This is a genomic window from Streptomyces sp. NBC_00370, from assembly GCF_036084755.1.
GTDB lineage: Bacteria > Actinomycetota > Actinomycetes > Streptomycetales > Streptomycetaceae > Streptomyces.
In genome coordinates, this window is record NZ_CP107968.1 from 220,057 (window position 1) to 246,117 (window position 26,061).

A 26,061-nucleotide genomic window follows, 5' to 3' on the forward strand; every position below is an offset into this window, starting at 1 on the left:
ACCTCAACCGCAAGGTCTGCCGCCGGTCTTCAAACCCCGCGAAGGAACGAAGCGATCGAACGAGGACGAGTTTCCTCGAGCAGCTTGACGCGGTGCCGCGGTCTCGGGGCGTCCGCAACTGCTGCAAGACCGCGCCTCGGGAAGAGATCCGCTGTTAAGGAACGATCGTTCTTGACTGATCGTTCCTTAACTGCCTATCGTAGTGGTCATGGGCAGGCCGAGAGCATTCGACGAGGACCAAGCGGTGCGTGCGGCCGTGGATCTGTTCGGCAGGCGCGCGTATGACGGTGTATCTGTTGACGACCTCGTCGCGCACCTAGGCGTGCACCGCAACAGTCTCTACAAGACGTTCGGCAGCAAGCGCGGCCTCTACCTGATCGCTCTGCGCCGCCACCTCGCCGACGATGTTCACTCGTTGCTCGACGCCCTCGCCGGCGCAACGGATGCAGGGGCCGTGCTGCGGCTCGTCACGTCGGCCGACCTCGGCATGCTTCTCCTCGCGGCGATCGAACGCGCACCGGTCGACGAGGAGGTCGCCTTCGAGGTGACGGCCGCGTTGACCGCCGTCGACCAGGCGATCGCCGACGCACTCGGCGTTCCCGCCGACCTGGCCGCCGCCCTCACAGCCGCCGCGCTTGGCCTCCTCCTGCGCGGCAACCCCGACAAAGTCGCCGCCGCGCTGACCCAGCGCCTCGGCCCCCTCACCTGAAAAGGGAACCTGACATGGCACTGATACGTATCGTCGGCGACGACCTCGTCGTCGTGCTGGAGGGTCTCGACAAACTCTGGGCCTTCAAGGGCCGCCTGACCATCCCGCTGGCCAACGTCCGTGGTGCGACCGCCGACCCCGGTATTGCCACCGACCCCAAGGGGATCCGCGCGCCAGGCTCCCACGTACCCGGTGTGATCACCGCAGGCACATTCCATCAGGATGGTGACAAGGTGTTCTGGGACGTCAAGGATCCGTCGAAGGCCGTCGTGGTCGAACTCGCCGACGAGAAGTACGCACGCCTGGTTGTCCAGGTCGACGACCCCCGCGCGACTGTTGCCCTGGTCGAGAACGCCCTTGTCTGACGGAGGTAGGCCAATGTTTCGCCACTTGGCAGCCGCCTTGATGGCTCTGGCCGTCGGCACCGCCACGCTGGCCGGGGCGACGCCCGGTCTCGTGCCTGCCGCCGACCGCGAGGTCGTCTTCACGTCCGACGGAACGACCGCGTACGGCACCCTGCACGTTCCCGAGCATCGTGCGGGGCAACGGCTGCGGGCGGCACTGCTGCTGCCCGGCAGCGGTCCCACCGACCGCGACGGCAACCAACCGCCTGGGTCCGCACCGCACACCCTGGCCCAGTTGGCCGACGCGCTCGACAGGGACGGAATCGCCACCCTGCGGTTCGACAAGTACGGCACCGGCCGCACCGGACTCGGCGCCTACCAGGACCACCCGGAAGAACTCGACTACCCGGCATTCATCCGCCAGGCACGGGCCGCCTACAACTCGCTGCGCGATCAGCCGGAAACCGACGCGCGCGCCCTGCTGGTCGTCGGACACAGCGAAGGCGCGATGACGGGACTACTGCTGGGCGGCACCGTTCACCCGCGTCCGACCGGCCTGGCGCTTCTACAACCGCAGGCAATCCGCATGCTGGACCTGGTCACGCTCCAACTCAAGGCCCAAGTCGCCGAAGCGACCCGGCAGGGCCAGTTCACACGGGAGCAGCAACGCGCCGTCAACGCAGCCACCGATGCCGCCGTCGTTTCTCTTCGGGAACACCGACCGGTCGACACCACCGATCTGCCTCCTGCGATCGCCACACTCTTCGAGGCATTCCAAGGACCGAACGCCCGGTTCGTGGAGAGCGACGACGCCGTCTACCCACCGGACACCGTCGCCGCACTCCAGCCCGGAACCAGGGTGCTGCTGACATGCGGCACGCACGATGCCCAAGTCCCTTGCGTCACAACGAACGCCCTGGCGACCGCCCTACGCCACGCGCATACCGGTGGACCGGGCCGAGTGACGCTGCCGGGAGTGGACCATCTGCTGCACGACACCGACCACCCGAACTCGCTCGCGCCGCCCGTACTCGACGCCCTTCGCCGGTTCGCTCAACACTGACGCCGGCCGACAACATCCCCGAGAACCCGGATCTGGCACAGACCTTGGGAAGCTGCCGCGGAGGGGGTGGTTCGGATCCGGCAAGGTAATCGGAACCCGCTCACGAGTATCAATGTCAGTGCCCGATGCGAGTATGCGGGCGACCATACGCAAGGAAGTCAGCATGGGTACCTGATATACCGGCCCGCTCGACAGCGACACAGCCGCCCGGCAGGCCGAACACCTCGCCGACGGCCCCGACCATGACCGACACGGTGCGTGTCACATGTGGACGATCCACTTGCCTCGGGTGTGGTCGTTTCGCAGGTCGGTGTAGGCCCGCGCCGCGTCGGCCAGCTTGTACCGGCGGCCGATGGAGACCGGCAGCGTACCGGTCACGGCTTTGGCGGCCAGGGTGTCCAGGTCGCCGGGTTCCGCGTGGGTGAACAGCGTCTCCACGGTGAGGTGTTCGAGGTCGAAGTCGGCGGGGTCGGGTGCCGGGTGGGCGATGTTCAGCAGCCGGCCGCCGGGCCGGATCGCGCGGGCGAAGGGCGGCAGCTCCGTTCCCGGCAGGGCCAGGTTGACCAGGGCGTCGATGCCGTCGGGATAGCGCCGTAGTGTCTCGTCCAGCAGGTCGGTCGCACGGTGGTCGATCACCTCGGCGGCGCCCAGCGCACGCATCGCCTCCTCGTCGGTAGGAGTCGAGGTGGCGATGAGATGCACGCCCGCCTCCGCGAGCACCGGGAGCACGGCGCTGCCCGTGCCGCCCGTCGCGCCGATGACAAGGACCTTTTCGCCCGGTGCGAACCGGCCCTGCCGCAGCAGCGGCAGAGCCGTCAGGCCCACAAGCGCGAGCGCTGCCGCGTGCTCGGCGGGCAGGGCCGGCGGGCGCAGCGCCACCGCCGGGGTGTCGGCATCGAAGACGGCGTACTCGGCCAGTGTGCCGGTGGTCAGGGACGGTGGCGAGGACACGATCGCCGCCAGGGCCGCCGAGCCGCGCGGCAGCGCCATGCCGAACACCTCGTCACCCACGGCGAATCGGCCGGCTCCGGGGCCGGCCCCCGGGCCCGTCTTGGTCACTGTGCCCGCGAAGTCACTGCCGGGCACATGCGGGAAGTCCAGCTCAGCCACCGCGCGCATAGTGCCGCTCAACGCCACGACATCGGCCGGGTTCAGCGCGGCAGCCCGCAGCCGCACCTGGATCTGGCCCGGTCCGGGCTCGGGTATCGGGATTGCGCGTGTCGCCAGTGTCTCGGGCGGACCGTAGTCGTCAGCGACCACCGCCGTCATCGTGGCTTCCATCCGAAGGCGCCTCTTCTCTTCTCGTCGACGACCGCACAAACGGACCGTACGGTCAGGTTGCGACCGTAGCACGCAAGCGGACCGCTCGGTCCGCTTGCTACGATGAGCCGATACCGGGTGGAGCGACAGAGGCGAGGTGAAGACGTGCCGGACACACCGAGCACGTCCGCGCCCGAGCAGCCGCAGCCGCGCCCGCTGCGCGCCGACGCCGTCCGGAACCGGCGGCTCCTGCTGGATGCCGCAGCGGGCGCGTTCGCCGAGCACGGCGTGGAGGCGTCGATCGCGCAGATCGCCGCGCGGGCCGGCGTCGGCAAGGGCACGGTGTTCCGGCATTTCGCCACCAAGGAACAGCTCGTCGCCGCGATCCTCGCCGACCACCTTGATACGTTCGCCGCTTCGAGCACGGCACTGCTGGACGCGGACGACCCCACGGCCGCCCTGCTGGAGTTCATGACGTCCGGTGTCGAACGGATGTCTGCCGACCGGTCCTTCTGTCAGGTCACGACGGAGATGGTGCGGGGTGAGCCGCAGGTGCGCGCCGCGAGTGAGCGGCTCGCGAGGGTCGCGGAGGCACTGACGGACCGGGCACGGCGGCAGGGCGCCGTACGTGACGATGTGACAGGACATGACGTCGTGGTGCTGATCAGCGCCGCGTACCAGGTCACGGCGCCCATGCAGAGTGTCGATCCGGGGCTCTGGCGACGATATCTGGCGCTGATCTTCGACGGCTTGCGCAGCGAGGCCGCACATCCGCTCCCCCACCCGGCGCCGGGCCGCGACCAGTTCAGCGCGGTAGCCGAGACCGATAAATAGACGGCGTTTCGCTCTGCTATGCCGTCCTGATTCGCCAGGAGTAAGGCTAATTCAGCGTCACGCCACCCTGGGGTTGTCTTGGCGGAGGCAAACGGGCTGATCGCCTGCCCAACGGACCGCGGCCGAGCTGCTCCACAGATCGGCAACCGATCGGAATCCCAAGTGCTGGACGAGCGACCTCACTTCAGCGCACGCTGCACACCCACCAGACCGCGGCAACACGAACCCACGCCGAGCAACCCAGTGATTCGGCTCGCATCGTCAACGGGCCAATCGACATGCGATCCAGCGTCCGCCGTCTCAGTCGACACCTCGGTGAAGACCGGAGCCTCTGGCTTCGCAGGTAGTTCCCTGACTAAAGTCAGAGAATGGACATGGTGCAGATCGACCAGGTGCGGCAGTTCAACCGCACTGTCACCGAACGCGTGGGTGTGCTCCACGACCACTACCTGGGCCGCGACCGGCCCATCGGTGAAGCCCGGCTGCTCTGGGAGATCGGTGAGGAGGGCCAGGACGTACGCCAACTGCGCGAGCGCCTCGCGCTCGACTCCGGGTACGTCAGCCGGCTGCTGCGCTCCCTGGAGGCCGACGGCCTGGTGACGGTGGAGCCGCAGGCCCGGGACGCACGGGTACGCACCGTCGGGCTCACTGATGCGGGCCGCGCTGAGCGCGCGATGCTCGACGGTCGCAGCGAAGAGCTGGCCAGCTCTCTCCTGGAACCGCTCAACACGGCCCAGCGCGCCCGGCTGACCGTAGCCATGGCCGAGGTCGACCGGTTGCTGACCGCCGGGACGGTCGCGCTGGACACGGTTGACCCGAACCACCCCGACGCCCAGTACTGCCTGCGGTCCTACTTCGCCGAGGTGCAGCAACGCTTTGAAAACGGCTTCGACCCTGCGCGGAGCCTGCTGCCGGACGCGGGCGAACTCCGCCCACCGCACGGCCTGTTTCTGGTTGCGCGACTACACGGCGAGCCCGTCGGCTGCGCCGGTCTGAAGTTGCCCCCCGGCGCCCCGGCCGAGATCAAACGCATGTGGGTCGCGCCCCGCACCCGGGGCCTCGGCCTCGGCCGCCGATTCCTGACCGAGCTGGAGAATCGAGCCGCCCAGCAAGGCTGCGACGTACTGCGCCTGGACACCAACAAGACGCTCAGCGCGGCGATCGGCCTCTACCACTCCAGCGGCTTCCAGGAGGTCCCTGCCTTCAACGACGAGCCATATGCCCACCACTGGTTCGAGAAGCAGCTCACCGCACCACCATCGCGATGAGAAGCCAGATGGACCGGCAGCCTGCCAGGTGGCTCCGGCCGCTGACGACCTGCTCCTCGTGGTGCGCCTAAAGCCAGTGGTCGTCCTGGAACTCGGCAGGGACCTGGTCCTCTGAATGATTCCGTTGGCGGGTTATGGCGCCACCTGCGATCATCCGCTCATGCTGACCTTCGACGTGCCCGACGGGACCCGCCTCGCCTATCACCGAATGGGCGCCGGGGGTGATCGACCGCTCGTCTGCATCCCCGGCGGGCCGATGATGCGCTCCGCCTACTTCGGCGATCTCGGTGGGCTGGCGGCGCAGCGAGAGTTGGTGCTGCTGGACCTGCGCGGCACGGGGGACTCGGCCAAGCCCGCCGACCTCGCGGGCTCGCGGGTGGACCGTCAGGCCGAGGACATCGAGGCGCTTCGTGTCACTCTCGGTCTGGAGCAGCTGGATCTGCTTGGCCATTCGGCCGCCGGTGACCTCGTGCTGGCCTATGGTGCCCGCTACCCGGAGCGGGTGCGCTCGCTCGTACTGGTCTGCGCGCGTGCGCGCACTGCCGGGATCGACTTCCCTGTCGAGCGGCGGCGCGAGGCACTGGAGCTGCGCCGGGACGAGCCTTGGTACGAAGAGGTCCGGCCGGCCTTCGAGCGGGCGGTGTCCGGGGCGGCGAGCGACGAGGACTTCGCGCTGCTCGACCGCCTCTCCTACGGCCGCTGGGACGCCGCTGCGCAGACACATGCCGCCTTGTGCGAGGAGTGGTTCGACGAGACGGCGGCGGGTGCCTACCTGTCCCCGGGCGCCTTCGACGGCGCGGACGCCGCCCGTGCCGTACTGGCCGACCTGGAGGCGCCGGTCCTGGTGCTGTCCGGTGCGCTGGACGGCTCTCCGCGTCCGGACTCCGCCGCCGAGGTGGCCGGGCTGTTCCCACACGGCGAGCACATTGTTCAGGCGGACGCCGCACACAACCCGTGGGTGGACGGTCCGGACGACTTCGTCCGGACCGTCACCGAGTTCCTCGCCAGGGACCATCACTAGAAACAGGTCCCTGCGGTCAGCGTGACCTCTGACAGTCACCTGCTGCGGTGCGGACGGCGACGAACCGCCGCCCTCCCCCGCTGACGCTGCCGTCAACTACTGCCGCCACCCACGCAGAAGCCCTGCCAGAACGTGCCTGGCAGGGCGGCGCTACGAGTGCCCCTTGTGGGAAATGCGCCATGTCAGCGCTCGACAGCGCGCACCATCTGCTCAGTAAATGCGTAGCGATGTGCGGAACTTCGGTAATAGGGTCCGGCCCGGACGGGATCCTGCGTCGGGCTGGCGCAAGCAACTCGACTGACCCTGGGGGGCGTTACGTGGAGGGATTCGATCCCAAGACGAGCTTCGGATATGAGATGTCCCAGCGGTACGACGACGATCCACGCGGTGATGAGGCCGACGCAGTCGAATTCCTGGCCAGGCTTGCAGGACAACAGGATGCTCTGGAATTCGCAGTGGGCACCGGCCGAATCGCGCTGCCCCTCATGCGGGCCGGGGTGCGGGTGGACGGGATCGAGCTGTCGCAAGACATGGTCGACCGGATGCGTGAGAAGCCGGGTGGCGACCAAGTCCACGTGACCATGGGCGACATGTCCCACGTCACCACCGGCCATACCTACGGGCTGGTTTACCTGGTCTTCAACACCATCGGCAACCTGCTCACCCAAGAGGACCAGGTCCGATGCTTCCAGAACGCCGCCAGCCACCTCACCGAGGACGGCGTATTCGTCATCGAATGCCGCATTCCCACCGAACCCTCACGCCCCGGGCATCAGTACCTGGACACCGAGCAGGTCGGCCTCGAGCACGTCGACCTCGGTGCTGGGCGGTACGACCCGCTGACCCAGGTCCTCGACCTGAACCACATCCGCATCAGCAGCGGCGGTATCAGACTCTTCCCCATCAGGCTGCGCCTGGCCCACCCACCCGAGTTCGACCTCATGGCCCGTATCGCCGGGCTCCGGCTACGCGAACGCCGGGGTGGCTGGAACGGGGAGCCGTATGACGCCGCCAGTTGGCGCCACATCAGCGTGTACGAACGAGCAGACAGCACTGTGCACTAACCTCGCGCCTTGGGGTCAGTTCGGTCTGCCGGGGGTGAGACCGGTTCCGGTGAGGAAGCCCTTGAGGATGCCGTGCCGGTATTGCAGCGGCTTGGGCCTCCTGCGGAGCAGGGTCTCCAGTTCGCTGAGCGAGGTCGGGTGCGTAACCGTGCAGCAGGACGACCGTCAGCCAGTCCCGCTCCGCCACGGGCGCCTTCATCCTCTTCGAGACGTGCGTGTTCAGTGGGTCCCACACCACGATGAGCGAGGCCTTGAGAAGAAGGTGGGCGCTGTCGAGCAGGCGGCTGTAATCCGTCTCGCTCAGCGAGCAGCGGCAGCCGGGTGACTCCGGAGATGCTGTAGGCGACATGAAGCCTGCGCCCGATCAGCGTCTGGACCCCCGCGGCGGTCCATACCTGGTCATCGGTCCAGCCATGAGCCATTGGCCCCTCATCCAGCCAGTCCGCGAGCCGTGCGTAGCTGCGCGAGTTCGCCTGCGCGACGGTGGTCCTTCGGCCGGCCGAGGGCCCGCCGCATGAGGATCAGGTCGTCCAGTGCGGCGTAGCGGATGGTGAATCCGGCGGGGTCACCGGTGATCTCGGCCGAGGTCAGGCAGGGGGTGACATCCATGGCGCCCCAGGGCAGGGCAGGAGTGCATAGGTCTCCGCTGGCGCCGGCAACCTTGTATGCGACCTGTGAGCGGCGGAGATCGGGCAGTTCAACGCAGCCGGACCGGGCCAAGGCGTCGCGCAAGGCGTGCGCCTCGTCAGGTGTGCCGTCCCAGAGCAGGTCGAGGTCCCCCGTCAGTTCGGTGGAGCCGTGCATGATGCCGGCGACCTGACCGATGACCACCGCGCGCGAGCCCGTGTCATGGAGTGCTTCGAGGAAGGGGAAAGGGTCGAAGCCCAGCGCACCGTCGGTCGCGAAGGTACCCAGCACGTCGTCTGCGTCCTCTGGGCAGCGCCCGCTGGGAACACGCTCTCGCGTTGCGTCCTCGGTTCGGGCGATGGCCTGCCGCAGGCGCAGGGCAGCTGTCTGGCTCATGAACCCATCCAACACGGTCGGCGCCTACCGCTGATCAGAAGTGGTCCAGCACCTGTCACGAACAGGCGCTCGCACTATGCGGGCCTCAAGCCTGCGCCCGGCCCGCGAGTCGGCAAGGTCAGGACCGCGCGGTCCGAAACGCGAGATACCGGCTGAACGCTTCGTGGCTGTCGGGGGTGAAGCGCCACTCCAGCAGGGCCGACCGCAGCTCCGGCTCGGTCAACCACCCGTGCCAGGCGACCTCATCAGGATCGGCGACCACGCTGTCCGACACCACGGCTTCGTGCACGCCGAGCCAGTGCGGACTCAACCCGCTGCGGTTGAGGAACGTGAACAGCAAGTCCGGCAGCACACGAACGCCCAGCTCTTCGGCCAACTCCCGGGCGGCGGCCTGTTCATACGACTCACCGACATCCACGGCACCACCGACCACGACCTCGTAGAGCCCGGGGAAGCGCGACAGGTGCCCCGACCGCCGGTGAACGAGGAACCGCCCACGCTCATCACGACACACCGTCACGGCGACCCGGTGCAGCCAACCCTCCCGGATCGCCTCCCAGCGGCCGACTACCGCCCCCAACGCACGATCTTGATCGTCGACGCGCTCCACCAGTTCATCCACGACGCACACCCTGGCAGAGCCCACTGACAACACCGCTCCCCCGCGCCCGAGAACAGCACCGAGCGCGCCTGCGCAATGAGCCCGGACGTGGATGACGCGTGTCCTGCACATGTGACCTCTCCTGCTCGGACCCAAGGAGGCGGGCACGGATGATCCGATCTGCACCTGCCCGCTCGGTCGGTGCGTCACCCCTCACCCGCCCGCCTCTCCCCTAGTCGACGCCGTCCAGCTGCTGGCGCAACCGCAGGATCCGGGTCGACAAGGCGTGGTAACGGCTGCCTGCTGGTCGCGTTGACCGGAGGGGGGAGCGGTAGATCTGCGGCAACAGCGAACGGCGGGTTCGTCGTCAACTCCCGGACGGAAAAGCTCTAGGTGAGGAATTCGGTCACCGTACGGGTGAACCAGCCGGCGTCTTCCTCGGCGACGAAGTGCCCGGTGGGGGCAAGCGCGGCCCGTACGTCGTCCCCATGAGGCGCCAGTGCCCGTGCGGTGGCGTCGCCGGACTGGTGAGTGCCGATGGCCAGGACGGGCATGGGCAGTGGCCGCCGAGCGAGGAGCGCACGGTTCTCGCGTCCGTCCTCCAAGAGGGTCCGGTAGTGCGCGAATCCACCGCGCAGCCGTTCTCGGCCCGTGTACGCCTGGGCGTAGGCGGCAAGGTCATCGGCGCTAAAAGTGCCGGGGCTGGACATGGCGGTGAAAGTCGCGGTGATGAACTCCAGTTCGTGGCCGTCGAAGAGCATCTCGGGCACGTCAGGGGCCATGAAGAACCCGAAGTGCCACATGCCACCCTGGGCGACGTTCATCGCTTCTTCCAGGCCGAGGCCGGGCAGCAGGGCGTCGACCAGGATCAGGTGAGAGACGTCGTCGGGGTGAGCGGCGGCCCAGGCCAGGGCGACCATCGAACCGATGTCATGGCCGGCCACAGCCGCTGGGCCCGTCAGGCCCAACCCTGCCAGGATGCCGCGTAGGTCGTGGGCCTGGTTGGTCTTCGTGTAGCCGTCGGCCGGCCTGTCGCTGGCGCCGGTGCCTCGCAGGTCGGGCACCACGACCGTGTGGGTCTCCGCGAGGGCCGGCATCACGCGCGCCCAGGCGCGCGAGGTCTGCGGCCAGCCGTGGAGCAGGACCAGGACCGGGCCATGGCCACCGACAGCCACGGAGAGATGGGTGTCATTGGTGGCAATCCGCTGGACACGGAAGCCGTCAGGAAGCCAGTCGGCGGTGCTCACGAGAGTTCCCCTTTCGGGAAGATGAGGTGTGGACGCCTGGAGTGCGTTGGCCCCGTGTGGCCTGCACGACGACAGTCACGGCGAACCGTGGCTTCGGGCGCCGGGTCTGGAGTCGGCGAGCCGGCGCAAGCGGTCTTCGCCGATCATGGACAGCATGTCGGTGTGCTCGGGGTGCCACCCGAATTCCGACCGGGCGCCGACCGCGCGGATACGGCTGGACGCGGCCATGATGAGGGCGCCGAACTCGCCCCACACACCGACAGCTTCCTTCGGGAGTGAGGCTGAGTGCCTGCACACCGAGGTCGTCTGCGACCTTCTCCGCGATCCAGCGGTTGGGGACCTCTCCCGCGACAGCGTGGTAGATCCCGCCCGCACGCCCCGATTCCAGGGCGAGGGCGAACAGGTGGGCCACATCGCCGATGTGGACGTGGCTGTACGTGTTCAGCCCCTGGCCGACGTAGCAGGCCGCCCCCGTCTCGGCGACCGACTGGTAGATCATCGGCAGGTGGCCGCGGTCCCCCGGGCCCCAGATCAGACCGGGCCGGATGACCATGGCACGCAGCCCCTGTGCGGCGGCGGCCAGGACCGTATTCTCGGCGGCCAGGCGGAAGTCCGCCAAGGGCTCGACCGTGAACGGATCGTGCTCGGCGAACACGTCCGGGCTCCAGGCCCCCGCGGTGCGTTGCAGGAGCACCCCACTGCCCGAGAGGAAGACCAGTGTCCGGTCCGTACCGACGAGAGCCCCGGTGAGCTCCTTGATGGCGGCGGTCTCCTGCTCGGGCCCGGCCTGTGCCGCGTAGACGACTGCGTCAGCACGCAGCGCCGCCTCGACCGTGGCGGACCGGCGCGCGTCCAGATCGCCGGCCACCGGTGCGATACCCCGGTCGGCGAGCGTGATCGCGGCGATGGCGTTGCGGGCCAGGCCGGTGACGGTGTGCCCGGCCCCGGCCAAGTGCGAGGCGAGGGCGCCGCCGACGAAGCCGGTGGCACCGATGACGAATATGTTCATGGCTTGCCCTCACGCGGGCAGAGCGCTGAGCTCGCCGCCGTCGGCGAACAGGACGGCGCCGTTGACGTAGGAACTGGCCGGGCCCACCAGGAAGGCGACGATCTCAGCGATCTCACGGGGGTCACCGGCACGGCCGCGCGCGTTGGTCTTGTCCAGCATCGCGGTGTGCTCGCCGAGCATCGCCTGTGTGCCCTCGGTGTGCACGGGCCCGGGTGAGACGGCGTTGACCCGCACTCCTGATCCGCCGAACTCGGTCGCCCAGTACCGGGTGAGGATCTCCGCGCCGGCCTTGGAGGCTCCGTAGGCGGCGCCGACGGGGGCGGGCATGCGCGCCGCGCTGGAGCCGACGATCACGATGGAGCCGTGGCCGCGCTCGGCCATGCCCGGAGCCAGGGCTCCGACCAGGAGGAAAGGGGCCCGGGTGTTGACCGCGACCTGGCGGTCGAAGCTCGCCGCGTCGGTCACCGCGGTCGGAACGAACTCGTACAGCCCGGCGCTGTTCACCAGGATGTCTACGGCGCCGGCCTCGGACGCCAGACGCAGCGTGTCGGCGGCGTCGGCGAGGTCCGCGGCGACGAAGCGGGCGACACCGCCCTCCTCGGCTATCTCCTTCACCAGGGCTTCGCCCCGGGCATGGTCCCGTCCGTGCACCACGACCTGCACACCGTGGCGGGCCAGATTCTGCGCGACGGCCTTACCGATGCCCGAGGTCGCGCCGGTCACGAGCGCGGTACGGCCCTGCAAAACGCTGCTGCTGTTCATCGAACTCGCCCTCGCCAGGTGAATCGGGGGTGTCTGTGCGGATCACACACCGCGACACCGTTACGCACACCACTATGCACACAAGATGTTCTGCTCGCAAGAACATCTGTCGGTGAGCTGATAGTGCTAGTCTGGCCTCGTGAGCAGACCTGGGTCCGAGCAGAAGAAGCCGAGCGGTCAGGCCGAAGAGCTGGCGCTGGACACCGACCTGGGATGGGCGATCCGCCTGGTCTCGTCGGCGTTCCACCGCGTGGCCGGCGAGTCGGTCGCCGAGCTGCCCGGAGGCCCCCGGGGCTACCTCGTCCTGGCTGCCCTCGCCGCCGGCGATCCGCCCACCCAGCTCGCCCTGGCCAAAGAGATCAGCCTCGACCGAACCGTGATGACCTACCTGCTCGACGACCTCGAGGCGCACCAGCTGGTGACCCGCCGCCCCGACCCGCGCGACCGCCGCGCCCGCCAGGTCCTCATCACCGACACCGGCCGCGCCCGCTTCAGTCAGGTCCGGCAAAACCTCGCGGCCGCCGAATCCCGCCTGCTCATCGACCTCGACGACCGCGACGCCGAACAGCTGCGCACCCTCCTCTCCCGTGTGGCCCGAACAGCCCAGCGCGATTCGCTCGCTCCGACCGAGGCGGACTGCTGACAGCATTCGCGGCCGCGGGGCTTGCGGATGCGCCAAGGACGACGGTGCGAGTCGCCCCGTAGAGCACCGAGCACCTGCTGAATGCCTTCCGATCACTGCCGCTGCGATGATGGGGGGCATGTCTGATGCGGAAGTCAAGGTGCCTGCGTCTTCGCGTGGTTATGCGAAGGGGCGGGCGCGCCGTGAGCAAATCGTCACGACGGCTGTTGAGGTGTACGCGGACGTGGGCTATCACGGCGCCTCACTGCGGGATATCGCCAAGCGTGCCGGCATCAGTCACGTGGGCCTCCACTACTACTTCCCCAGCCGTGAAGCGCTGTTGGCGGCCGTGCTGGAGCGTCGCGACGAGGAGGACACCGCGCGGCTCGGACCGAAGGAGTACTCCCCCACGGCGGCGGTGCAGCATCTGATCGATCTGGCCGGTCACAATGCCCGGCATCCGGGGATAGTGGAGTTGTATGTGCGCCTCGCGGCGGAGGCGTTCTCCGAGGATCATCCCGCCCATCAGTACTTCACGGATCACTACCGGACCACGCGGGAGTACGTGCACCGCGCATTGCGTCAGCTGTCGGAGCAGGGGGCGTTGCGGGAGGGAGTCGATCCCCGGGTAGCGGCGGCCGGATTCGTTGCGCTGATGGACGGGTTGCAGGTGCAGTGGCTGACGAGCCCGGAGGAAGTGGACATGGCAGCGGTGCTGCGTTCCCACCTGGACCAACTCCTCAAGGAAACTTCGACGTCGTAGCTCCGTGCAGCCGCCGCAGCAACACGAGGGCGACCGCTGCGGTGGCCACTTCGCCGGCGGCCAGAGCGGTCCAGACACCTGCGGTACCCAGTCGGCCGAGGGCCGCAACCAGGGGAACCTTGATCAGGAGCAGGGTGCCGATGGAGATGAGGTACGCGGGCGCCGGGCGGCCCAGCGACTGGGCGTAAGCCGCTACCAGCGGGCCGATTCCGGCGACGGTCATCCCGATCGCGATGACCGGCAGTGCCTGTCCGGCGGTGGTGATGGTGCCGGCGTCGTTGAGAAACACACCGGCCAGGGGTTTGGCCAGCGCGGCGAGGGCAGCGGCGGTGAACAGTCCGTACAGCCCGGAGGCGAGGAGGGAGTAGTTGCGGGCTTCGACTGCGCGGCCGGGCAGGCCGCGGCCGATGTTGTAGCCGACGATCGGCTGCAGTCCCTGGCTGATGCCGCTGTGCGGCATCAGCACGAAGGTCTGCAGGCGGGCGCAGACGGCGTAGGCCGCGAGCGCAGTGGCCGACCCGGCGGCCGCGAGGGTGGCGTTGACGAGAACGGCCAGGAGCGTGACACCGGTGCCCGCCAGGAACGAGGGCAGGCCTACCCCGAGCAGGGCTCGCAGTGTCGGGCCGTGGGGCAGCAGGTCCCGCAGGCCGACGCGGTAAGGACGGCGCGTCTGGACGAAGAAGAACCACAGGCTCATTGCCGCGGACACGGCCCCACCGCCGACGGTACCGAGCGCGGCGCCCCGTACACCCATGTCGAATCCGAAGATGAGCACCGGGTCCAGGGTGATCTGTACAGCGACGGGCACGAGCCACAGCAGGGTGGAGAACCCCATGCGGCCTTCGGCTCGCACCAGGCTGGAGAAGCCGGTGGATACCAGGGCCCCGCACAGGAGCACCACGGCGTAGGGGCGGGCGGTTGCGCCCAGTTCGCCGGTGGCCCCGAGCAGGGTGAGCAGCGGATCCAGGAAGACCAGTCCGAGTACGGTGGTGGCGGCGGCGCAGGCCCAGAACAGGGCGAAGGAGTTGCCCGCCGCACGGGCGGCGGCCCGGTGGTCTCCCATGCCCAGGGCGCGGGAGACCAGGGAGGCGCCCCCCGCGCCGACAGTGGTGGACACCGCGCCGAGGAGCAGCAGGAGCGGGGCGGCCAGATTGACTGCGGCCATGGCGGTGTCGCCCACCCCGCGGGCGACGAACCAGGCGTTGGTAAGAGCGTAGATGCCGTACACGCCGACCGCGGCGGTGGTCTGGGTGCAGGAGCGCCACAGCAGCCGGCCCACCGGGTCGGTGCCGAGCCGGGTCGTGTGGTCCGCGACGGCCGGCCCCGGTGCGGACGTCACTGGCGGGTGCGGCCGAGCAGAGCCATGGCTTCGTCGAGGCGGGGTCGCGCCCAGTCGTACTGCTGGGGGTCGCTGTGCCCGCGGTACACGGTCTCGATGACCATGATCAGTAGCAGGTAGAGGCAGTACAGGCGGCGGCGTGTCTGCTCGGTGTCGGTCAGCTCGTCGTGACCGTAGCCGTGCATGAAGGGTGCCGCGTCGCCGAAGGCGGCCATCTGGGTACCGGTGAAGCCGGCCTCGATCAACGGGTCACCGTAGAAGGCGCGTTCGTGGTCGATGACGCAGACGATCTTGCCGTCGCGGACCATGACGTTGCTGTCCCACAGGTCCCACTCCACCAAGCGGGGTTCGGTGACCTCGTCGAGGCTGTCGGCGTGTGCGGCCACGACGGCGCGCACGGTGTCGTACTCCCAGCCGATGTCGACGCCACGACGCTCGCCGTCGACGAGTACGTTCTCGATCATCGTGGTGAACGCCTTGCGCCAGGTGGCATGGCCGGGGCCGGCCAGCGGGCCGAAGTGCTGACCGGGGACGGAGTTGATCTCCCGGTTGAGCACGCCGAGTTGTTCCATCAAGGCATCTCGCTCGGCCGTGGGGAGCGTCTCGGCGATGATGCCGAGGTTGTCGGCGTCGACGTACGGCATGAAGAAGTAGTCGGCGTCGCACAGTTCGCGGCTCTGGTCGGCGAAGTCGACGGCGGGGACGGGCACGGCGGTCCGTGTGCTCAGGAGGTCCAGCGTGGTCAGTTCGATCGCCATGGCGCCTTGCTCGTAGGTCATCACCTCCACTGCGGGCGGCGGAGCGATCTTCAGGACGATCTCGGCGCCGTCGCGCAGGCGGATGCGGTAGGCGACGTTGAACCAGCCATGCCCCAGCTCGGTCACCCAGCCGTCCCCTGTCGGGACCTGCGCCGCTCCGTAGGCGCGCTCGATCATGGTGCGCAGCACCTCGGGAGACTGCCTGTTCTTGGTGATGCTCTGCACACACGTTCCCTTCGTCAAAGGTCGGTGGCGTCCCTGCGAGGCCGCATGGCGTTCGGTAGGCGTCCACAAATACTTACCACGTGTTAGAAATTTGGCGCCAGTGGATAGGCACGTTGACGCCGACACCCGCCTGGTCTGGTTCTCCGCCGACGGCTGCCGGGCGACCGCAACGGCTGCCTGGGGGCGCGAGCCCGGCATGTCATGAACTGCCGTACATAACAAGGGTGTTCGTGGTGCGTCTGTGACAGGAGTCAAGCTTCGTTGTCAGTGGGGACCGCTAGCGTCTAGAACAGCTGCCCGGCCCGTCGGGCACGGACAACCTGTCCAACACCCATGAGGAGAAGCGCAGATGGATCCTGTACGCGTCGATTTCGCCGTCCGCCCCGCCGAGTTGTTGAACGCCGTGGTCCGCCACCAGCGGTGTGTGATCGCTTCGTCCTACGTCGCGGTGGCGGCCGGGGGCCACCTCACGGTCGAGTTCTCGGTGGACGACGCGGAGGACAACGCGGAGACCGAGTTGCGGATCATGGTGCTCGGCGCGGCCGTCCCCGTGGACGTCGTACTGAACGACGAGACGGTGACGGCAGGCTTCGTGCTGCCCGACGACGGCGACCCGGGCGGCGTGCGGGAGTTTGTGCTGAACGTGCCGGGCAAGGTCCTCCAGCCGGGCGTGAACGTCCTGCGCATAGGCAATGCCGGTTCCGAGGCCGACGACGGGGGCGACAACCTGCTCCGGGTGCGCACGATCACGCTGGACCCTGCCGAGGACGCCGGTCGCGCGGAGCGTGTCCTCGCGGCGAGGACGGGTGCACGGTCGGTCCGCACCTTCGCCACCGAGCGGCGCACCCTCGATGCGCCCACCTGGCAGCCGGGGCCGAGCCTGGTGTTCCACCTCGACGGGGGCGAGGGCGAATCCGCGGAATCCGCGACCCGCCTGTCGTGGCGTACGACCGACGGCGCGGAGTCGGCCGTCGCGTTCCGCAGCGACCTGTCCGGCTTCCACGGCCATTTCCGGGCCGGTGACGGCACCATCGGCGAACTGCGGGGCACGCTCACCGAGCGCCGGACCGCCGGGGACGCCCGCACCGGCGTCCCCGGACGGTACTTCGCGACCGAGGAGGAGCACGATGGCGTGTGGCGGCCCATCGGCCGGCTGTGCCTCCTGCTCGACGACGGCGGTACGGCGGTGGAGCGAGTGACGTGGAGCGACCGCAAGGGCGACGCGACCTCGCTCACCCTGCGGACAGCCGTCACGGGAACGTCCGCCCCGTCGGCGACCGGCGAGCGCCAGGACGTCACCAAGATGGTGTCCAAGGTGGAGGCCAGCGAGGAGTTCACGGAGTGGGGCGAGGTCGCGGCCAACCTCCTGCGCAAGGCGAGCGACAAGTGGCTGGCTCACGAGGACTCCGCGGACCTCGAGTTCACCTTCACGAGCCCTGCCGTGGTCACGGCCTACAGCCTGACCTCCGCCAACGACTGCCAGGAGCGCGACCCGTCGGACTGGCACCTGGAGGGCTCCCACGACGGCAGCACCTGGGCACGGCTGGACGCACGGGAGAACGAGAGGTTCAACCGGCGCTTCGACACCAGGGAGTTCTCGTTCTTCAACTCGTCGGGTTACCGGCACTACCGGCTGCGCATCACCGCCAACTCCGGGGGAGATGAGACCCAGCTGTCCCGCGTGCAGTTCTTCGGCTTCGACGGGGGCGGCACACCCGCGCAGCCCGGCGTCTCCGACTTCGTCGGCTACCGGCAGCACGCCGGCACGGAACCGGTGGGGTACCGCGGAACGAGCGTCCCGGCCCCCGTCCTCGCGACGGAGCAGGGGAACGACGCGGAGGAGGAGCAACTGCTCGCCGCGGACTTCTCCACCACGGCCCAGAACCTGGAAGAAGCGGCCCGCCTCCTGACCCGCCTCACGGAGCACCTCCGCAACGGGTAGTCGTCAGCTGGAATGCGTTCTCGTTCAGCCAGGCGGTTTCGTTTGGATCAAGGTGAAGGTGAGGGATGGCGGTGGTTCCCGGGTGGCACCCTGGAGGGATGCGATCTGGAACCGACATCACGGAGAACGGCCTGCGGCATCTCCTCAACGATGGGGATCCGATCGGCGTCGCTGACGAGGTGCAGGACGAGTACGACTGCATGCTTACCCCTCTTCTCCGGCGGCTCCGGGGTGGTGTCGGCCAGACAGAGATCAGCGAGTTCCTGTGGCACGAGCTGGAGGATCACTTCGGGCTTACCCCTCTGCCATCAGAGCCGGAAGCGATGGCTGCCCGACTGATGTCCTGGTGGACAACCGCCGGCAAGGCCGATGGCACCGGCTGCGCGTAGTCGCTCCCTCCGGGGCGTCTACTCGTTTGTCCGGGTGCCGTTGGCTGACGCGCAGCAGTGGGTGCAGTTGCCGGAGAAGCCCGGCAACTGGCCGGGCGTCCGCAACCGGCTGCGGATGCGGTCCGCTGACGGCACCTGGGGGCGAGGTTTCACCGCGCTGCTGGCCCAGGCGGACGCCAACGAGGAGCCGACCTGGGCTGTCTCAGTGGACTCCACGATCGTGCGAGCCCAGCAGCACGCTGCCGGAGCCCGCAAAAGGGGGCGCCGGCTGGCAAGCGTGACGGCCACCATCGGCCGGTCGCGCGGCGGGCTGACCACGAAGGTCCACCTCGCAGCCGACGGCAGCCGCCAGCCCCTGGCCTTCCACCTCACCGCCGCACAGGCCGGTGACGCACCCGGCTTCGCTGACAAGTCTGGTCGCCGCTGCCGCCGCGGTGGCCACGCGGTGGACCGTCCGGCCTGCGGCAGCGGGTGGGGCGGCATCAGTGCACAGCATGAAGGCCGAGCACTACGCCGTCGGGCCGCTGGCGCCGTCGTTCTGGCCATCCTCCGTTCGGGAACCCGTCTGCTCGAACTGTCCTGACCTCGGACCCGCACGACTGATTCCGGGCAAGGGAAGCAGCCGACGCCGAACGCCGTCGAAGCCTTCAGACGTGGCCCGCTTCGGACGACCGGACCTTGCGATATTGGCGCTGTTCCCGCCCCCATTGGCTACGCTTCGATTCATGGGATTATTCGGCAATAAGGGCAAGGATCCTGAGCCGGGCGAGCAGCGGGAGTTGGCCTTCGCTCCCGGTGAACTGGCCTCGTCGCTAAGGCCGTTCGTCATGCCACCCGACCGGCTTCCACCTGGCGTCGCCGAAGGCGCTCCCCTGGCCCTGCCCGGGCTGGTCATGGGGACCGCCCTGTTGGCCGGAGGCCGACTCGACTTCGTGCCTGTGTCGTCGATGAGCGAACTGGGCGGCGCCGAGGCGGTGTGGGGACGGGCGATGCGCAACGTGGAGAACCTCCACGGGTTGCGGGTGGTGCGCGAGGCCTGCGACGCGGCCCGCGAGGACACCGAGTTGGTGACCCTCTCGGGCGACGACCCCTTCGTCGCCTCCCGGGTAGCCGTACTGGACTGGCTGGTCAGCCAGGTGCACGGCTCCCCGTCCCGGTACGGCGTGATGGTCGCCGTACCGTCGTGGCACAGACTGATCCTGCATGTGGTCAGCGGCATGGGGGTACTGACGGCAGTCGAGACGATGGCACTGGCGGCCGGGCACTGGTTCCGGGCCGAAGAGGGCAATCAGAGTGTCAGCCCCGACGTGTACTACGTCGCCCACGACCGCCGGGCCCAGCGCGTCGCCTACCCGGACGTCAGCGGCAAAGTCACCATCAACACCACCGGGTTGATGGGCGAGATGCTCTTCGGCCCGGCGCCGCACGGCCTCGGCCTTGAGGGCTAGCAGCGGCCCACCGGGCCGCACGGTCGAGCGACGACGACCTGCGGCCCTTTTGCAAGGCGTCCGGCCAGCAACGTATTCCGCCACGCCTCCAGCCAGGGCCTAAGCCTGAGTGCCGGCCTGGGGCCACGGAGGTGAAAGGGCCGCCCCGATCCGATCCCTACACTCCGGGGCATGAGCGACGTATGGCCCCCAGACGAGCGACCGGACGGCCGGGCACCCGGCGATCCCGCACCGGTTCACAATGAACCGACCATTCACCAGCTACGTCTGTTGCTGGTGCTCTCCGACGAACTGCACTTCGGCCGTGCCGCGGCCCGACTCTTCATGTCGCAGCCTGCGCTGAGCCGACAACTTCGCTCGCTGGAGGCGCACTTGGGACTGACCCTGTTCCATCGCACCAGTCGCCGGGTGGAGATGACGGCCAGTTGCCGAGCACTGTTACCCGAGGCTAAAGCCGCGGTGCGGGCCATGGACCAGTTACGGCTCGTCGCCGACACCCGCGAACGAGAGCCTGCCGGGCGGCTGGTGGTCGGGGCGATCGGGGCGGAGGCGTCGATGCCACGTACGAGGGCGATCCTGGCCGAACTGCGTGCGCGGCACCCGCGGATCACCGTGGAGATCCGCAACCTGAACTTCGTCGATCACGTCAACCAGTTGCTGGACGGTCAGGTGGACGTGGTCTTCCTCCGGCCGCCGGTCCCGCCAGGTATTCAGATCGTGCACCTCACCAGTGAGCCACGCATCGCCTGCCTGCCCACGACCGACTCGCTCGCGGGCCGGACGACGATCAGTATCGCCGAGCTGTCAGGCAGAACAGTGGTGAACGTCCCGCCGCAGGTTTCACGCGTCTGGTGGGACTGGTGGGCGGTAAACCCCCGGCCGGACGGCTCCCGGGTCACGTACGGCCCGGTTGTCGCGGACATGGAAGCGCTCCTGAACGCCGTCGCCGACGGAGGTGCCATGGCCTTTCTTCCGGCCGCCGCACGCACCTTCTTCCCACGGCCCGGCATCAGTTACGTCGATGTGGCGGACCTGTCACCGTGCAGCTCGGCCCTCGCATGGACCCCCGCCTCGCGCGCTCGCCCGACCGTCGCGGCCGTCCGACGGGCGGCTGCCACGGTGCTCCGGGGCGAGGACGGTTCGACCGCTAAGGCGGCTGTCGAGCTCTGACGCCGGTGCTCGCTCACGCCCGCGGCAGGGGGCTCTCAGGATCGTCGCTGTTGCCTCGGACCTCTCGGCGTCGCACGACCCGCCCGCGCAACAGCCGCCGCCCTTCGCCGTCGAATCGATAGTCTCGGACCTATGACGCGACCCGCGGAACGGGATGGCCCCTCCCCCATCACCGGTCCCGGCGCTCGTCGCGAGCCCAGCCTCCATCAACTGCGGCTCTTCCTCGTGTTGGCCGACGAACTGCACTTCGCGCGCGCGGCAGCCCGAACGGCCATGACACAGCCCGCGTTCAGCCAGCAGATCAGGGCGCTGGAGCAGCGACTCGGGCTCAGCCTGGTCGATCGTGCCAGCCGCAAAGTGGTCCTCTCACCAGCCGGCCGGGATCTGGTCCCCGAAGCGTGGGAGGTCGTCACCGCCATGGCCCGGCTGCGGCGTCGCGCCGAGTCCTGTGCCCGTGATCGCGGGGAGGAGCTACGCCTCGCCTACACCCCTTCCATAGGCGGCGACTTCGCCACCCGGGTGGCGGCCGCCTTCGAAAGCGAGCGCGCCGAGTGCATCGTCACCCTCAACGCCGTCTCACTGCACCAGGGCATGACGCCCGAGGACGCGCTCCGCGATCTACAGGCCGACGTGGTGCTGGTCTGGTCGCCGGGCGGCGACGGCCAGGCCCAGGCCAGGCAGGGACCGGAGCTGACCGTGGGACCGGTCGTCGCCGAAGTGCCGCGAGGCCTGCTCGTCCCCTCACGTCACCCGCTGGCCCGTCACACAACAGTCAGTCTGGAGGACCTGGCCGACCAGGAATTACTCAAGCCACCCACCGACATGGAACCCACGTTCCGTGATCTGTGGACCCCCCGCTTCACTCCATCGGGACGCCCGATCAGGCACACCGTGGACGACATGACGAAACTGACGGCCCGGGACAACGTCCTGGTCGACGACGTCCTCACCCTCGTCGCCCGAGGCCAGGGCCTGCACTGCACCGTGACGTCGCTACTCGAACGGTCGCCGTTCCCCGGTCTCACCGTGGTGCCCATTCGTGACATGCCTCCCATGGTCATCGTGCCCGTATGGCTGAGTACCGCGCACAACGCCGTCATCGGCGCTTTCGCGAAAGCGATGACGAAGTTCAAGCACTGTCGCCGCACTGGCTGAACCAACCGTCTGGCGTCGCACCACGCTTTGCCGTACCCCCCGCGAAAAGTACTCATCCACCAGTACTTGCCGAGTCATACATTTCTGGTTATCGATCGCGTGCGACAAGGAATCGTTGGCCCGGCGCGCAACGGGGAGGGCGATGGCATTATTCGTGTCGAGGGCGTATGCGAGCGAGGAAAACGATCCCTCCATGAGCTTCCGGAAAACGCGGGGTGCGGTTTCCGGAACGTCTCGTATCCGTCCATCGGTCAATCAGCCGAACAAGGAGCGAAGAATGCTGAGGAAGATTCGGCACGGGGCCGCCGCCATCGGCGTCGGTGTGAGCATGCTGCTCATTCCGCTCGCAGAAGGGGCGGCCGTCGCGAGCGAAAGAACCGGACAGGCAGCGAACCCGGCCCCGGCGGAGCAGACCACATTCTCCGGCGACGGCGTGCGCATCCGGACGGGACCCGGCACCGGGTACGGAATTGTCGGGTACGGGTATCGGGGCCATTCCGTGACGAGCTATTGCTGGACTGGATCCTCTGGTGACTTGTGGGTCCAGCTCAGGGACAACACGACCGGGGTGAGTGGTTGGTCGTCATCCAGTTTGGTCGGGGACTACGGAATCCTGTACTTGGACCACTGCTGAAGTGACGCATAGCGCCCCCTTGCCCAGCGGTAAATTCCGACCAAAAGGGGTGCACTGTCCGACCGTGCCCTGCTGGGCCGGCCTGAACTCACGCACGGACCGAAACAGAAGAAAGCTGGAAAACATGAGACGCAACCTTGTCCGTCGATCCATGATCGGCATTGTCGCCACAGGTGCACTCGTGATGGCCGGCGCCGGGATCAGTTCGGCGCAGGCCCGCCCGTCCGGGAACCCGGAGCCCTACCGGACCTCTGCGGTGGTAGCGGCACCCGCCTCCACGGCTGTCAACTGGCAGTGGGCCGGCGACTACGACAGCCAGTGGGAGTGCGGCGCCGTCGGCACATCGTTGGTGATCTACGGCGGATACTCGACATATAGCTGCGACTACTTCGACGGCTCCGGGAAGTGGCAGCTCTACGTGGGCTGACCCTCCTGCCGGCCAGAGGACCCCACAAAGCGGGCGCCGGCATCGTGAACGGGGGGCATGATGCCCGCGCCCGCGTGGCTACGAGGCGACTCGGCGCCTGCTGTTCGTCATGACGACCTCCAGGCGAACGGCTTCCGGGGCCCGTGGCCCTACTCGCAGTATGGCGCGAGCAGGGCCACGGCACGGCCCGCCCGGTGCCGAGTTCACCGCAGCAACAGACACAGACCGCGCGCCGATCGCTCGGAGGGAGACGAACCGCCAGGGCGGCCGAGGCGGATGAACGTCACCAGCGTCTGCAGGGGAACGGCCAGAACCACGGCCAGCTCGACGGTCCAGGGCGTGATGCCCGCGACGGCCAGAGCGGAGAAGACGACGACCGCGACGACCAAGGTCGGCAGGGCTGCGGAAAGAGAAAAGTCGAGCATGTCCCGGCTGACGGAGCCGACTTCATGGCGTCCGCGTCGTCTTGATCGCCCCCGAAACGCTACCCGCCGTCGGCGGGGACTCGGCTGCGGATCCGGTTGACCTCGGGTGAGCCGGCGAAGGCCCGGGCCACCTGGACCAGCCAGTCGGCCTCGTCGTCCAGTGTTCTCGGCGCGTGCGGCGCCGGGTGGATGGTGCCGGGATCTGTGTCGTGGCGGCGGTTGAGGCGGCGGTTCTCCAGCGCTGCCGCGATGGCAGCCGCTTCGAGGGCCGCCGCGTGGTGGGGATCGGCGGCGTCGGTCGGCTGCGCTGCGGCTGGGGGCCGGTCAAGGGTCTCCGGCTGGCTGTAGGGGCGCAGGGAGAGGTAGGCGTCACGGATCTCGATCACGCGGCGGTACAGGTCGAAGGTGCCGGGCCACGGCAGGTGGCTGCGGCGCTCGGTCGCCGCAGAGGGGAGCGCGATGTCGGGGAGTTCGGCGTGCAGAGCTGCCCAGAGTGGTTCCAGGGCGTGGAAGGCGCGCCGCGCCCGGAACCAGCGGGCAGGGGCGCGGAGGATGTCCGGCCGGAAGGCCGCGGATGCGCCGCCGACGCCGAGGAGTGCCACGGTGATGCCGAGCAGTGTCGACATCAGGTCCTCGCCGAGGCCGACTTGACCGTGGCGCAGGACGTCGTGGGCGTCCGCCAGCGCCCATGAGGTCCACAGCACACCCGCGCCTGAGGCGAGCGTCATCAGCCACAGTCCGGTCCTGATGGCGCCGGGCTCCGCTCGGCGCGCGTGCCGGGCGAGGGCTCGTACCAGCGGGACCAGGCACAGCCAGCCGTACACCGCGAAGAGTGCGCCGTACAGCGCGAACGCCCAGGAGCGCGAGGGCCGGACGAGTACAGACTCCTGGGCCACCACGACATGGGCGGACGCGAACAGCACGGCGGACACCACCTGGGCCGCGAGCCCCGCTCCCAACTGCCGGGCCCAGGACGGCCGTCCGGCGGAGGGGCGGTCGAGTGTCATGGCGATGAGCCCGAGGCAGGTCAGGGCCGCCAGTTTCAATGCGTGGGTCAGGACGACGAGGTGCGCCGCCTGGCCGGGCGCCGGCCGATTGTCCGGCGCGTTCAGCAGCAGTGAGACTCCCAGGCAGAGGGCGAAACCCCACATGCAGCGTTGAATTCGGCCGGTCCTGGCCACGGCGATCCGGTGAACGGCGAAGCACAGGAAGATGCCCGCAGCGACGTAGACCGCCAGGTCGATCACCGGTGCTTCTCCCGTCTCCGGCTCACCGGGCCTGCCCACTCCCCGGCTGGTCCGGAAGCGCGAACAGCGGGGCGACGTCGGGCTGTGCGCCTGTGTGCCGTGCGCGCGGTGGGTGGGAGCTGACGCGGGAGAGAATCAGCGAGGCCACCAACTCGGCTTCGGCTTCCTGCGGTTCGCTGTAGACGGTGCGGCCGAGGACCCGCTGTACGAGCGCCGGGGAGAGGCCCGGCAGCAGTATCTGCGCGGCGGCGTGCATGGAGGCTCCGTCCTGGTGACCGCAGAGCAGGTGCGCCGCCTCGTGCAGGAGGATGTGCTGTTGGTGGAACGGGGTGGTGTCGGCCGCGTACATCACGTAGTCGGCGGCTGCCGTGGTGAGCAGGAGTCCGCACGGGAGGTCCGGCCGCGCGTGGACGGGTAAGAGTTCGACCGCTCGACCGCGTTGCGCCCCGACGGCGCGGACGAACGTGGCGGCGTCGAAGGGATCGGGCAGGCGCAGGCGGTCCACGCGGCGGCGGCAGTCTCCCCACATGTCCCGTCGGACGCGCCCCGTCCCGGAGCGGTCGGCCGTCACGGCGGAGAGCCTCCGCCCCGCTCCCTGCGCGCTATCACGTCGATCATGTCGCTGATGGTTCCGACCGCTTCGGGTGACAGGTTCACCGCGCGCAGCGCCATGCTCCGCACGTTCGCGTCCCGCAGGGCGCCGAGGAGTTCGAGCTCCTCCGCGATGGCGGACGCCTGGGCGTCGTCGAAGAAGTAGGTGACCGGTACCTCGAAGAACTGGGCGAGCGCTTCGAGGTGACGCTTGGTCGGATTGTCGCGCCGACCGGTCCGCAGCTGCCACAGATACGTCGCCGAGAAGCTTTCGCCCGTGGCCTCGCGGCAGGCCTTGGCCACTTCTTCGTGGCTGTAGGACTCGCGGTTGGGACGGCGTACGACGCGGAAGAGCGCGTCGATCTTCCCGGCAAGCGTGCGCGGCTGCGCCGCCTCGGCCTCTGGCACGCCGCACCTCCGCTCCGGTCATCGACAGCGGAAGCGCCCTGCCGCTTCGCCTCCATTCATTCTAGCTGTGCCGGTAGGGCGCAGGGATCCAGCATCCCCTGCGCCCTTGAAGAGAGACCGGTCCGATCAGGCGCCCATGTCCTCAGGCGCGGCCCAGGTGGTGTTCGAGTCGCAGAAGATCACGCTGAGCGAGCTGTCGCTCGTGGTGATCGTGGGGGGCAGCAGGCCGGCTGAGTCGTCGGCCGCGCTCATGGTCTGGAGCTGCAGTACTGGGGGCATGGTGTCCTCCGGACAGCGGGGATGGGTGAACGAG

Annotated in this window: 30 protein-coding genes and 1 pseudogene; 17 read left to right on the forward strand and 14 right to left on the reverse strand. The window is 68.8% G+C overall.

The window, feature by feature from the left end; all coding sequences use genetic code 11:
* Positions 1-208 precede the first annotated feature (208 nt).
* From OHS57_RS00995 to OHS57_RS01005, 3 genes are read left to right on the forward strand one after another with little or no spacing between them, the layout of a single operon-like run.
* Positions 209-709: a TetR/AcrR family transcriptional regulator gene (locus OHS57_RS00995; protein WP_328580592.1), complete on the forward strand. Its 501-nt coding sequence runs from the start codon at positions 209-211 to the stop codon at positions 707-709.
* A gap of 14 nt (positions 710-723) precedes the next feature.
* Positions 724-1,074, forward strand: a complete 351-nt coding sequence (locus OHS57_RS01000; RefSeq protein WP_328580593.1) for a hypothetical protein — start codon at positions 724-726, stop codon at positions 1,072-1,074.
* 13 nt (positions 1,075-1,087) lie between these two features.
* Entirely contained in the window at positions 1,088-2,116 is a 1,029-nt protein-coding gene (locus tag OHS57_RS01005) for an alpha/beta hydrolase family protein (protein ID WP_328580594.1), read from the forward strand.
* Between the two features lie 261 nt (positions 2,117-2,377).
* Here the strand turns inward: OHS57_RS01005 and OHS57_RS01010 are convergent, their stop codons facing one another.
* The gene (locus OHS57_RS01010; protein WP_328580595.1) at positions 2,378-3,397 is read right to left on the reverse strand and encodes an NADP-dependent oxidoreductase; all 1,020 of its coding nucleotides are present in this window, start codon (positions 3,395-3,397) and stop codon (positions 2,378-2,380) included.
* A gap of 144 nt (positions 3,398-3,541) precedes the next feature.
* Between OHS57_RS01010 and OHS57_RS01015 the strand changes: the two genes are divergently transcribed.
* From OHS57_RS01015 to OHS57_RS01030, 4 genes are all read left to right on the forward strand, one after another.
* Positions 3,542-4,210, forward strand: coding sequence for a TetR/AcrR family transcriptional regulator (locus tag OHS57_RS01015; RefSeq protein ID WP_328580596.1), 669 nt, complete (start codon positions 3,542-3,544; stop codon positions 4,208-4,210).
* A gap of 368 nt (positions 4,211-4,578) precedes the next feature.
* Positions 4,579-5,478 (forward strand): bifunctional helix-turn-helix transcriptional regulator/GNAT family N-acetyltransferase, encoded by a 900-nt coding sequence (locus tag OHS57_RS01020; RefSeq protein ID WP_328580597.1) that lies wholly within the window; start codon positions 4,579-4,581, stop codon positions 5,476-5,478.
* Between the two features lie 160 nt (positions 5,479-5,638).
* A complete protein-coding gene (locus tag OHS57_RS01025) occupies positions 5,639-6,499 on the forward strand; it encodes an alpha/beta fold hydrolase (protein WP_328580598.1) in 861 nt (286 codons plus the stop codon).
* Between the two features lie 317 nt (positions 6,500-6,816).
* Complete coding sequence (locus tag OHS57_RS01030) at positions 6,817-7,563, forward strand: class I SAM-dependent DNA methyltransferase (RefSeq protein ID WP_328580599.1); 747 nt, start codon at positions 6,817-6,819, stop codon at positions 7,561-7,563.
* A gap of 15 nt (positions 7,564-7,578) precedes the next feature.
* Here the strand turns inward: OHS57_RS01030 and OHS57_RS37735 are convergent.
* The 6 genes and pseudogenes from OHS57_RS37735 to OHS57_RS01055 all read right to left on the reverse strand — a co-directional run.
* Positions 7,579-8,018 (reverse strand): annotated as a pseudogene (locus tag OHS57_RS37735) (winged helix-turn-helix domain-containing protein); the annotation flags it as partial.
* On the reverse strand, positions 7,993-8,586 hold the full coding sequence (locus OHS57_RS01035) for a hypothetical protein (RefSeq protein WP_328580600.1): 594 nt from the start codon (positions 8,584-8,586) through the stop codon (positions 7,993-7,995). The gene OHS57_RS01035 and the pseudogene OHS57_RS37735, both read right to left, overlap by 26 nt.
* 118 nt (positions 8,587-8,704) lie before the next feature.
* Positions 8,705-9,208, reverse strand: coding sequence for an NUDIX domain-containing protein (locus OHS57_RS01040; RefSeq protein WP_443042821.1), 504 nt, complete (start codon positions 9,206-9,208; stop codon positions 8,705-8,707).
* Positions 9,209-9,576: 368 nt separating this feature from the next.
* The gene (locus OHS57_RS01045; RefSeq protein ID WP_328580601.1) at positions 9,577-10,434 is read right to left on the reverse strand and encodes an alpha/beta fold hydrolase; all 858 of its coding nucleotides are present in this window, start codon (positions 10,432-10,434) and stop codon (positions 9,577-9,579) included.
* Positions 10,409-11,443 (reverse strand): NAD-dependent epimerase/dehydratase family protein, encoded by a 1,035-nt coding sequence (locus tag OHS57_RS01050; protein WP_328580602.1) that lies wholly within the window; start codon positions 11,441-11,443, stop codon positions 10,409-10,411. Before OHS57_RS01050 ends, OHS57_RS01045 begins: the two co-directional genes overlap by 26 nt.
* Before the next feature lie 9 nt (positions 11,444-11,452).
* Positions 11,453-12,205 carry an SDR family NAD(P)-dependent oxidoreductase gene (locus tag OHS57_RS01055; RefSeq protein ID WP_328580603.1) on the reverse strand — a complete coding sequence of 251 codons (753 nt, stop codon included), beginning with the start codon at positions 12,203-12,205 and terminating at the stop codon, positions 11,453-11,455.
* Positions 12,206-12,344: 139 nt separating this feature from the next.
* Here OHS57_RS01055 and OHS57_RS01060 point away from each other — a divergent pair, with 139 nt between their 5' ends.
* Positions 12,345-12,848, forward strand: a complete 504-nt coding sequence (locus OHS57_RS01060; protein WP_328580604.1) for a MarR family winged helix-turn-helix transcriptional regulator — start codon at positions 12,345-12,347, stop codon at positions 12,846-12,848.
* 118 nt (positions 12,849-12,966) lie between these two features.
* Positions 12,967-13,590, forward strand: coding sequence for a TetR/AcrR family transcriptional regulator (locus tag OHS57_RS01065; RefSeq protein ID WP_328580605.1), 624 nt, complete (start codon positions 12,967-12,969; stop codon positions 13,588-13,590).
* On the opposite strand, the gene OHS57_RS01070 is transcribed toward OHS57_RS01065, so the two are convergent.
* Complete coding sequence (locus OHS57_RS01070; protein ID WP_328580606.1) at positions 13,568-14,929, reverse strand: MATE family efflux transporter; 1,362 nt, start codon at positions 14,927-14,929, stop codon at positions 13,568-13,570. The two genes, OHS57_RS01065 and OHS57_RS01070, sit on opposite strands and share 23 nt — an antisense overlap.
* Positions 14,926-15,912 carry a phosphotransferase family protein gene (locus OHS57_RS01075; RefSeq protein WP_328580607.1) on the reverse strand — a complete coding sequence of 329 codons (987 nt, stop codon included), beginning with the start codon at positions 15,910-15,912 and terminating at the stop codon, positions 14,926-14,928. The genes OHS57_RS01070 and OHS57_RS01075 overlap by 4 nt, the downstream gene beginning before the upstream one ends.
* A gap of 349 nt (positions 15,913-16,261) precedes the next feature.
* Here OHS57_RS01075 and OHS57_RS01080 point away from each other — a divergent pair, with 349 nt between their 5' ends.
* From OHS57_RS01080 to OHS57_RS01110, 8 genes are all read left to right on the forward strand, one after another.
* On the forward strand, positions 16,262-17,854 hold the full coding sequence (locus OHS57_RS01080) for an alpha-1,2-mannosidase (RefSeq protein WP_328580608.1): 1,593 nt from the start codon (positions 16,262-16,264) through the stop codon (positions 17,852-17,854).
* 98 nt (positions 17,855-17,952) lie between these two features.
* A complete protein-coding gene (locus OHS57_RS01085; RefSeq protein WP_328580609.1) occupies positions 17,953-18,243 on the forward strand; it encodes a hypothetical protein in 291 nt (96 codons plus the stop codon).
* 34 nt (positions 18,244-18,277) lie between these two features.
* Positions 18,278-18,826 (forward strand): transposase, encoded by a 549-nt coding sequence (locus tag OHS57_RS37740; RefSeq protein WP_443042822.1) that lies wholly within the window; start codon positions 18,278-18,280, stop codon positions 18,824-18,826.
* A 142-nt stretch (positions 18,827-18,968) separates the two neighbouring features.
* Positions 18,969-19,691 (forward strand): hypothetical protein, encoded by a 723-nt coding sequence (locus OHS57_RS01095; protein WP_157874500.1) that lies wholly within the window; start codon positions 18,969-18,971, stop codon positions 19,689-19,691.
* A gap of 171 nt (positions 19,692-19,862) precedes the next feature.
* A complete protein-coding gene (locus OHS57_RS01100) occupies positions 19,863-20,861 on the forward strand; it encodes a LysR family transcriptional regulator (protein WP_328580610.1) in 999 nt (332 codons plus the stop codon).
* A 132-nt stretch (positions 20,862-20,993) separates the two neighbouring features.
* The gene (locus tag OHS57_RS01105) at positions 20,994-22,016 is read left to right on the forward strand and encodes a LysR family transcriptional regulator (protein ID WP_328580611.1); all 1,023 of its coding nucleotides are present in this window, start codon (positions 20,994-20,996) and stop codon (positions 22,014-22,016) included.
* 328 nt (positions 22,017-22,344) lie between these two features.
* A complete protein-coding gene (locus OHS57_RS37745; protein WP_443043039.1) occupies positions 22,345-22,650 on the forward strand; it encodes an SH3 domain-containing protein in 306 nt (101 codons plus the stop codon).
* 124 nt (positions 22,651-22,774) lie between these two features.
* Positions 22,775-23,077 carry a hypothetical protein gene (locus tag OHS57_RS01110; protein ID WP_328580612.1) on the forward strand — a complete coding sequence of 101 codons (303 nt, stop codon included), beginning with the start codon at positions 22,775-22,777 and terminating at the stop codon, positions 23,075-23,077.
* A gap of 203 nt (positions 23,078-23,280) precedes the next feature.
* Here OHS57_RS01110 and OHS57_RS01115 read toward each other — a convergent pair whose 3' ends face one another.
* From OHS57_RS01115 to OHS57_RS01135, 5 genes are all read right to left on the reverse strand, one after another.
* A complete protein-coding gene (locus OHS57_RS01115; RefSeq protein WP_328580613.1) occupies positions 23,281-23,502 on the reverse strand; it encodes a hypothetical protein in 222 nt (73 codons plus the stop codon).
* A gap of 59 nt (positions 23,503-23,561) precedes the next feature.
* Positions 23,562-24,749 carry an MAB_1171c family putative transporter gene (locus OHS57_RS01120; protein WP_328580614.1) on the reverse strand — a complete coding sequence of 396 codons (1,188 nt, stop codon included), beginning with the start codon at positions 24,747-24,749 and terminating at the stop codon, positions 23,562-23,564.
* A 22-nt stretch (positions 24,750-24,771) separates the two neighbouring features.
* Positions 24,772-25,254, reverse strand: coding sequence for a hypothetical protein (locus tag OHS57_RS01125; RefSeq protein WP_063779742.1), 483 nt, complete (start codon positions 25,252-25,254; stop codon positions 24,772-24,774).
* Positions 25,255-25,316: 62 nt separating this feature from the next.
* A complete protein-coding gene (locus tag OHS57_RS01130; RefSeq protein WP_041999801.1) occupies positions 25,317-25,748 on the reverse strand; it encodes a helix-turn-helix domain-containing protein in 432 nt (143 codons plus the stop codon).
* A gap of 126 nt (positions 25,749-25,874) precedes the next feature.
* A complete protein-coding gene (locus OHS57_RS01135) occupies positions 25,875-26,027 on the reverse strand; it encodes a hypothetical protein (RefSeq protein ID WP_157874499.1) in 153 nt (50 codons plus the stop codon).
* Positions 26,028-26,061: the final 34 nt, after the last annotated feature.

Coding starts and splice junctions, on each gene's coding strand:
- OHS57_RS00995 (WP_328580592.1), top strand. CDS start 209: ATGGGCAGGCCGAGAGCATTCGACGAGGACCAAGCGGTGCGTGCGGCC.
- OHS57_RS01000 (WP_328580593.1), top strand. CDS start 724: ATGGCACTGATACGTATCGTCGGCGACGACCTCGTCGTCGTGCTGGAG.
- OHS57_RS01005 (WP_328580594.1), top strand. CDS start 1,088: ATGTTTCGCCACTTGGCAGCCGCCTTGATGGCTCTGGCCGTCGGCACC.
- OHS57_RS01010 (WP_328580595.1), bottom strand. CDS start 3,397: ATGGAAGCCACGATGACGGCGGTGGTCGCTGACGACTACGGTCCGCCC.
- OHS57_RS01020 (WP_328580597.1), top strand. CDS start 4,579: ATGGACATGGTGCAGATCGACCAGGTGCGGCAGTTCAACCGCACTGTC.
- OHS57_RS01025 (WP_328580598.1), top strand. CDS start 5,639: ATGCTGACCTTCGACGTGCCCGACGGGACCCGCCTCGCCTATCACCGA.
- OHS57_RS01035 (WP_328580600.1), bottom strand. CDS start 8,586: ATGAGCCAGACAGCTGCCCTGCGCCTGCGGCAGGCCATCGCCCGAACC.
- OHS57_RS01050 (WP_328580602.1), bottom strand. CDS start 11,443: ATGAACATATTCGTCATCGGTGCCACCGGCTTCGTCGGCGGCGCCCTC.
- OHS57_RS01055 (WP_328580603.1), bottom strand. CDS start 12,205: ATGAACAGCAGCAGCGTTTTGCAGGGCCGTACCGCGCTCGTGACCGGC.
- OHS57_RS01065 (WP_328580605.1), top strand. CDS start 12,967: ATGTCTGATGCGGAAGTCAAGGTGCCTGCGTCTTCGCGTGGTTATGCG.
- OHS57_RS01080 (WP_328580608.1), top strand. CDS start 16,262: ATGGATCCTGTACGCGTCGATTTCGCCGTCCGCCCCGCCGAGTTGTTG.
- OHS57_RS01085 (WP_328580609.1), top strand. CDS start 17,953: ATGCGATCTGGAACCGACATCACGGAGAACGGCCTGCGGCATCTCCTC.
- OHS57_RS01095 (WP_157874500.1), top strand. CDS start 18,969: ATGGGATTATTCGGCAATAAGGGCAAGGATCCTGAGCCGGGCGAGCAG.
- OHS57_RS01100 (WP_328580610.1), top strand. CDS start 19,863: ATGAGCGACGTATGGCCCCCAGACGAGCGACCGGACGGCCGGGCACCC.
- OHS57_RS01105 (WP_328580611.1), top strand. CDS start 20,994: ATGACGCGACCCGCGGAACGGGATGGCCCCTCCCCCATCACCGGTCCC.
- OHS57_RS37745 (WP_443043039.1), top strand. CDS start 22,345: ATGCTGCTCATTCCGCTCGCAGAAGGGGCGGCCGTCGCGAGCGAAAGA.
- OHS57_RS01110 (WP_328580612.1), top strand. CDS start 22,775: ATGAGACGCAACCTTGTCCGTCGATCCATGATCGGCATTGTCGCCACA.
- OHS57_RS01115 (WP_328580613.1), bottom strand. CDS start 23,502: ATGCTCGACTTTTCTCTTTCCGCAGCCCTGCCGACCTTGGTCGTCGCG.
- OHS57_RS01135 (WP_157874499.1), bottom strand. CDS start 26,027: ATGCCCCCAGTACTGCAGCTCCAGACCATGAGCGCGGCCGACGACTCA.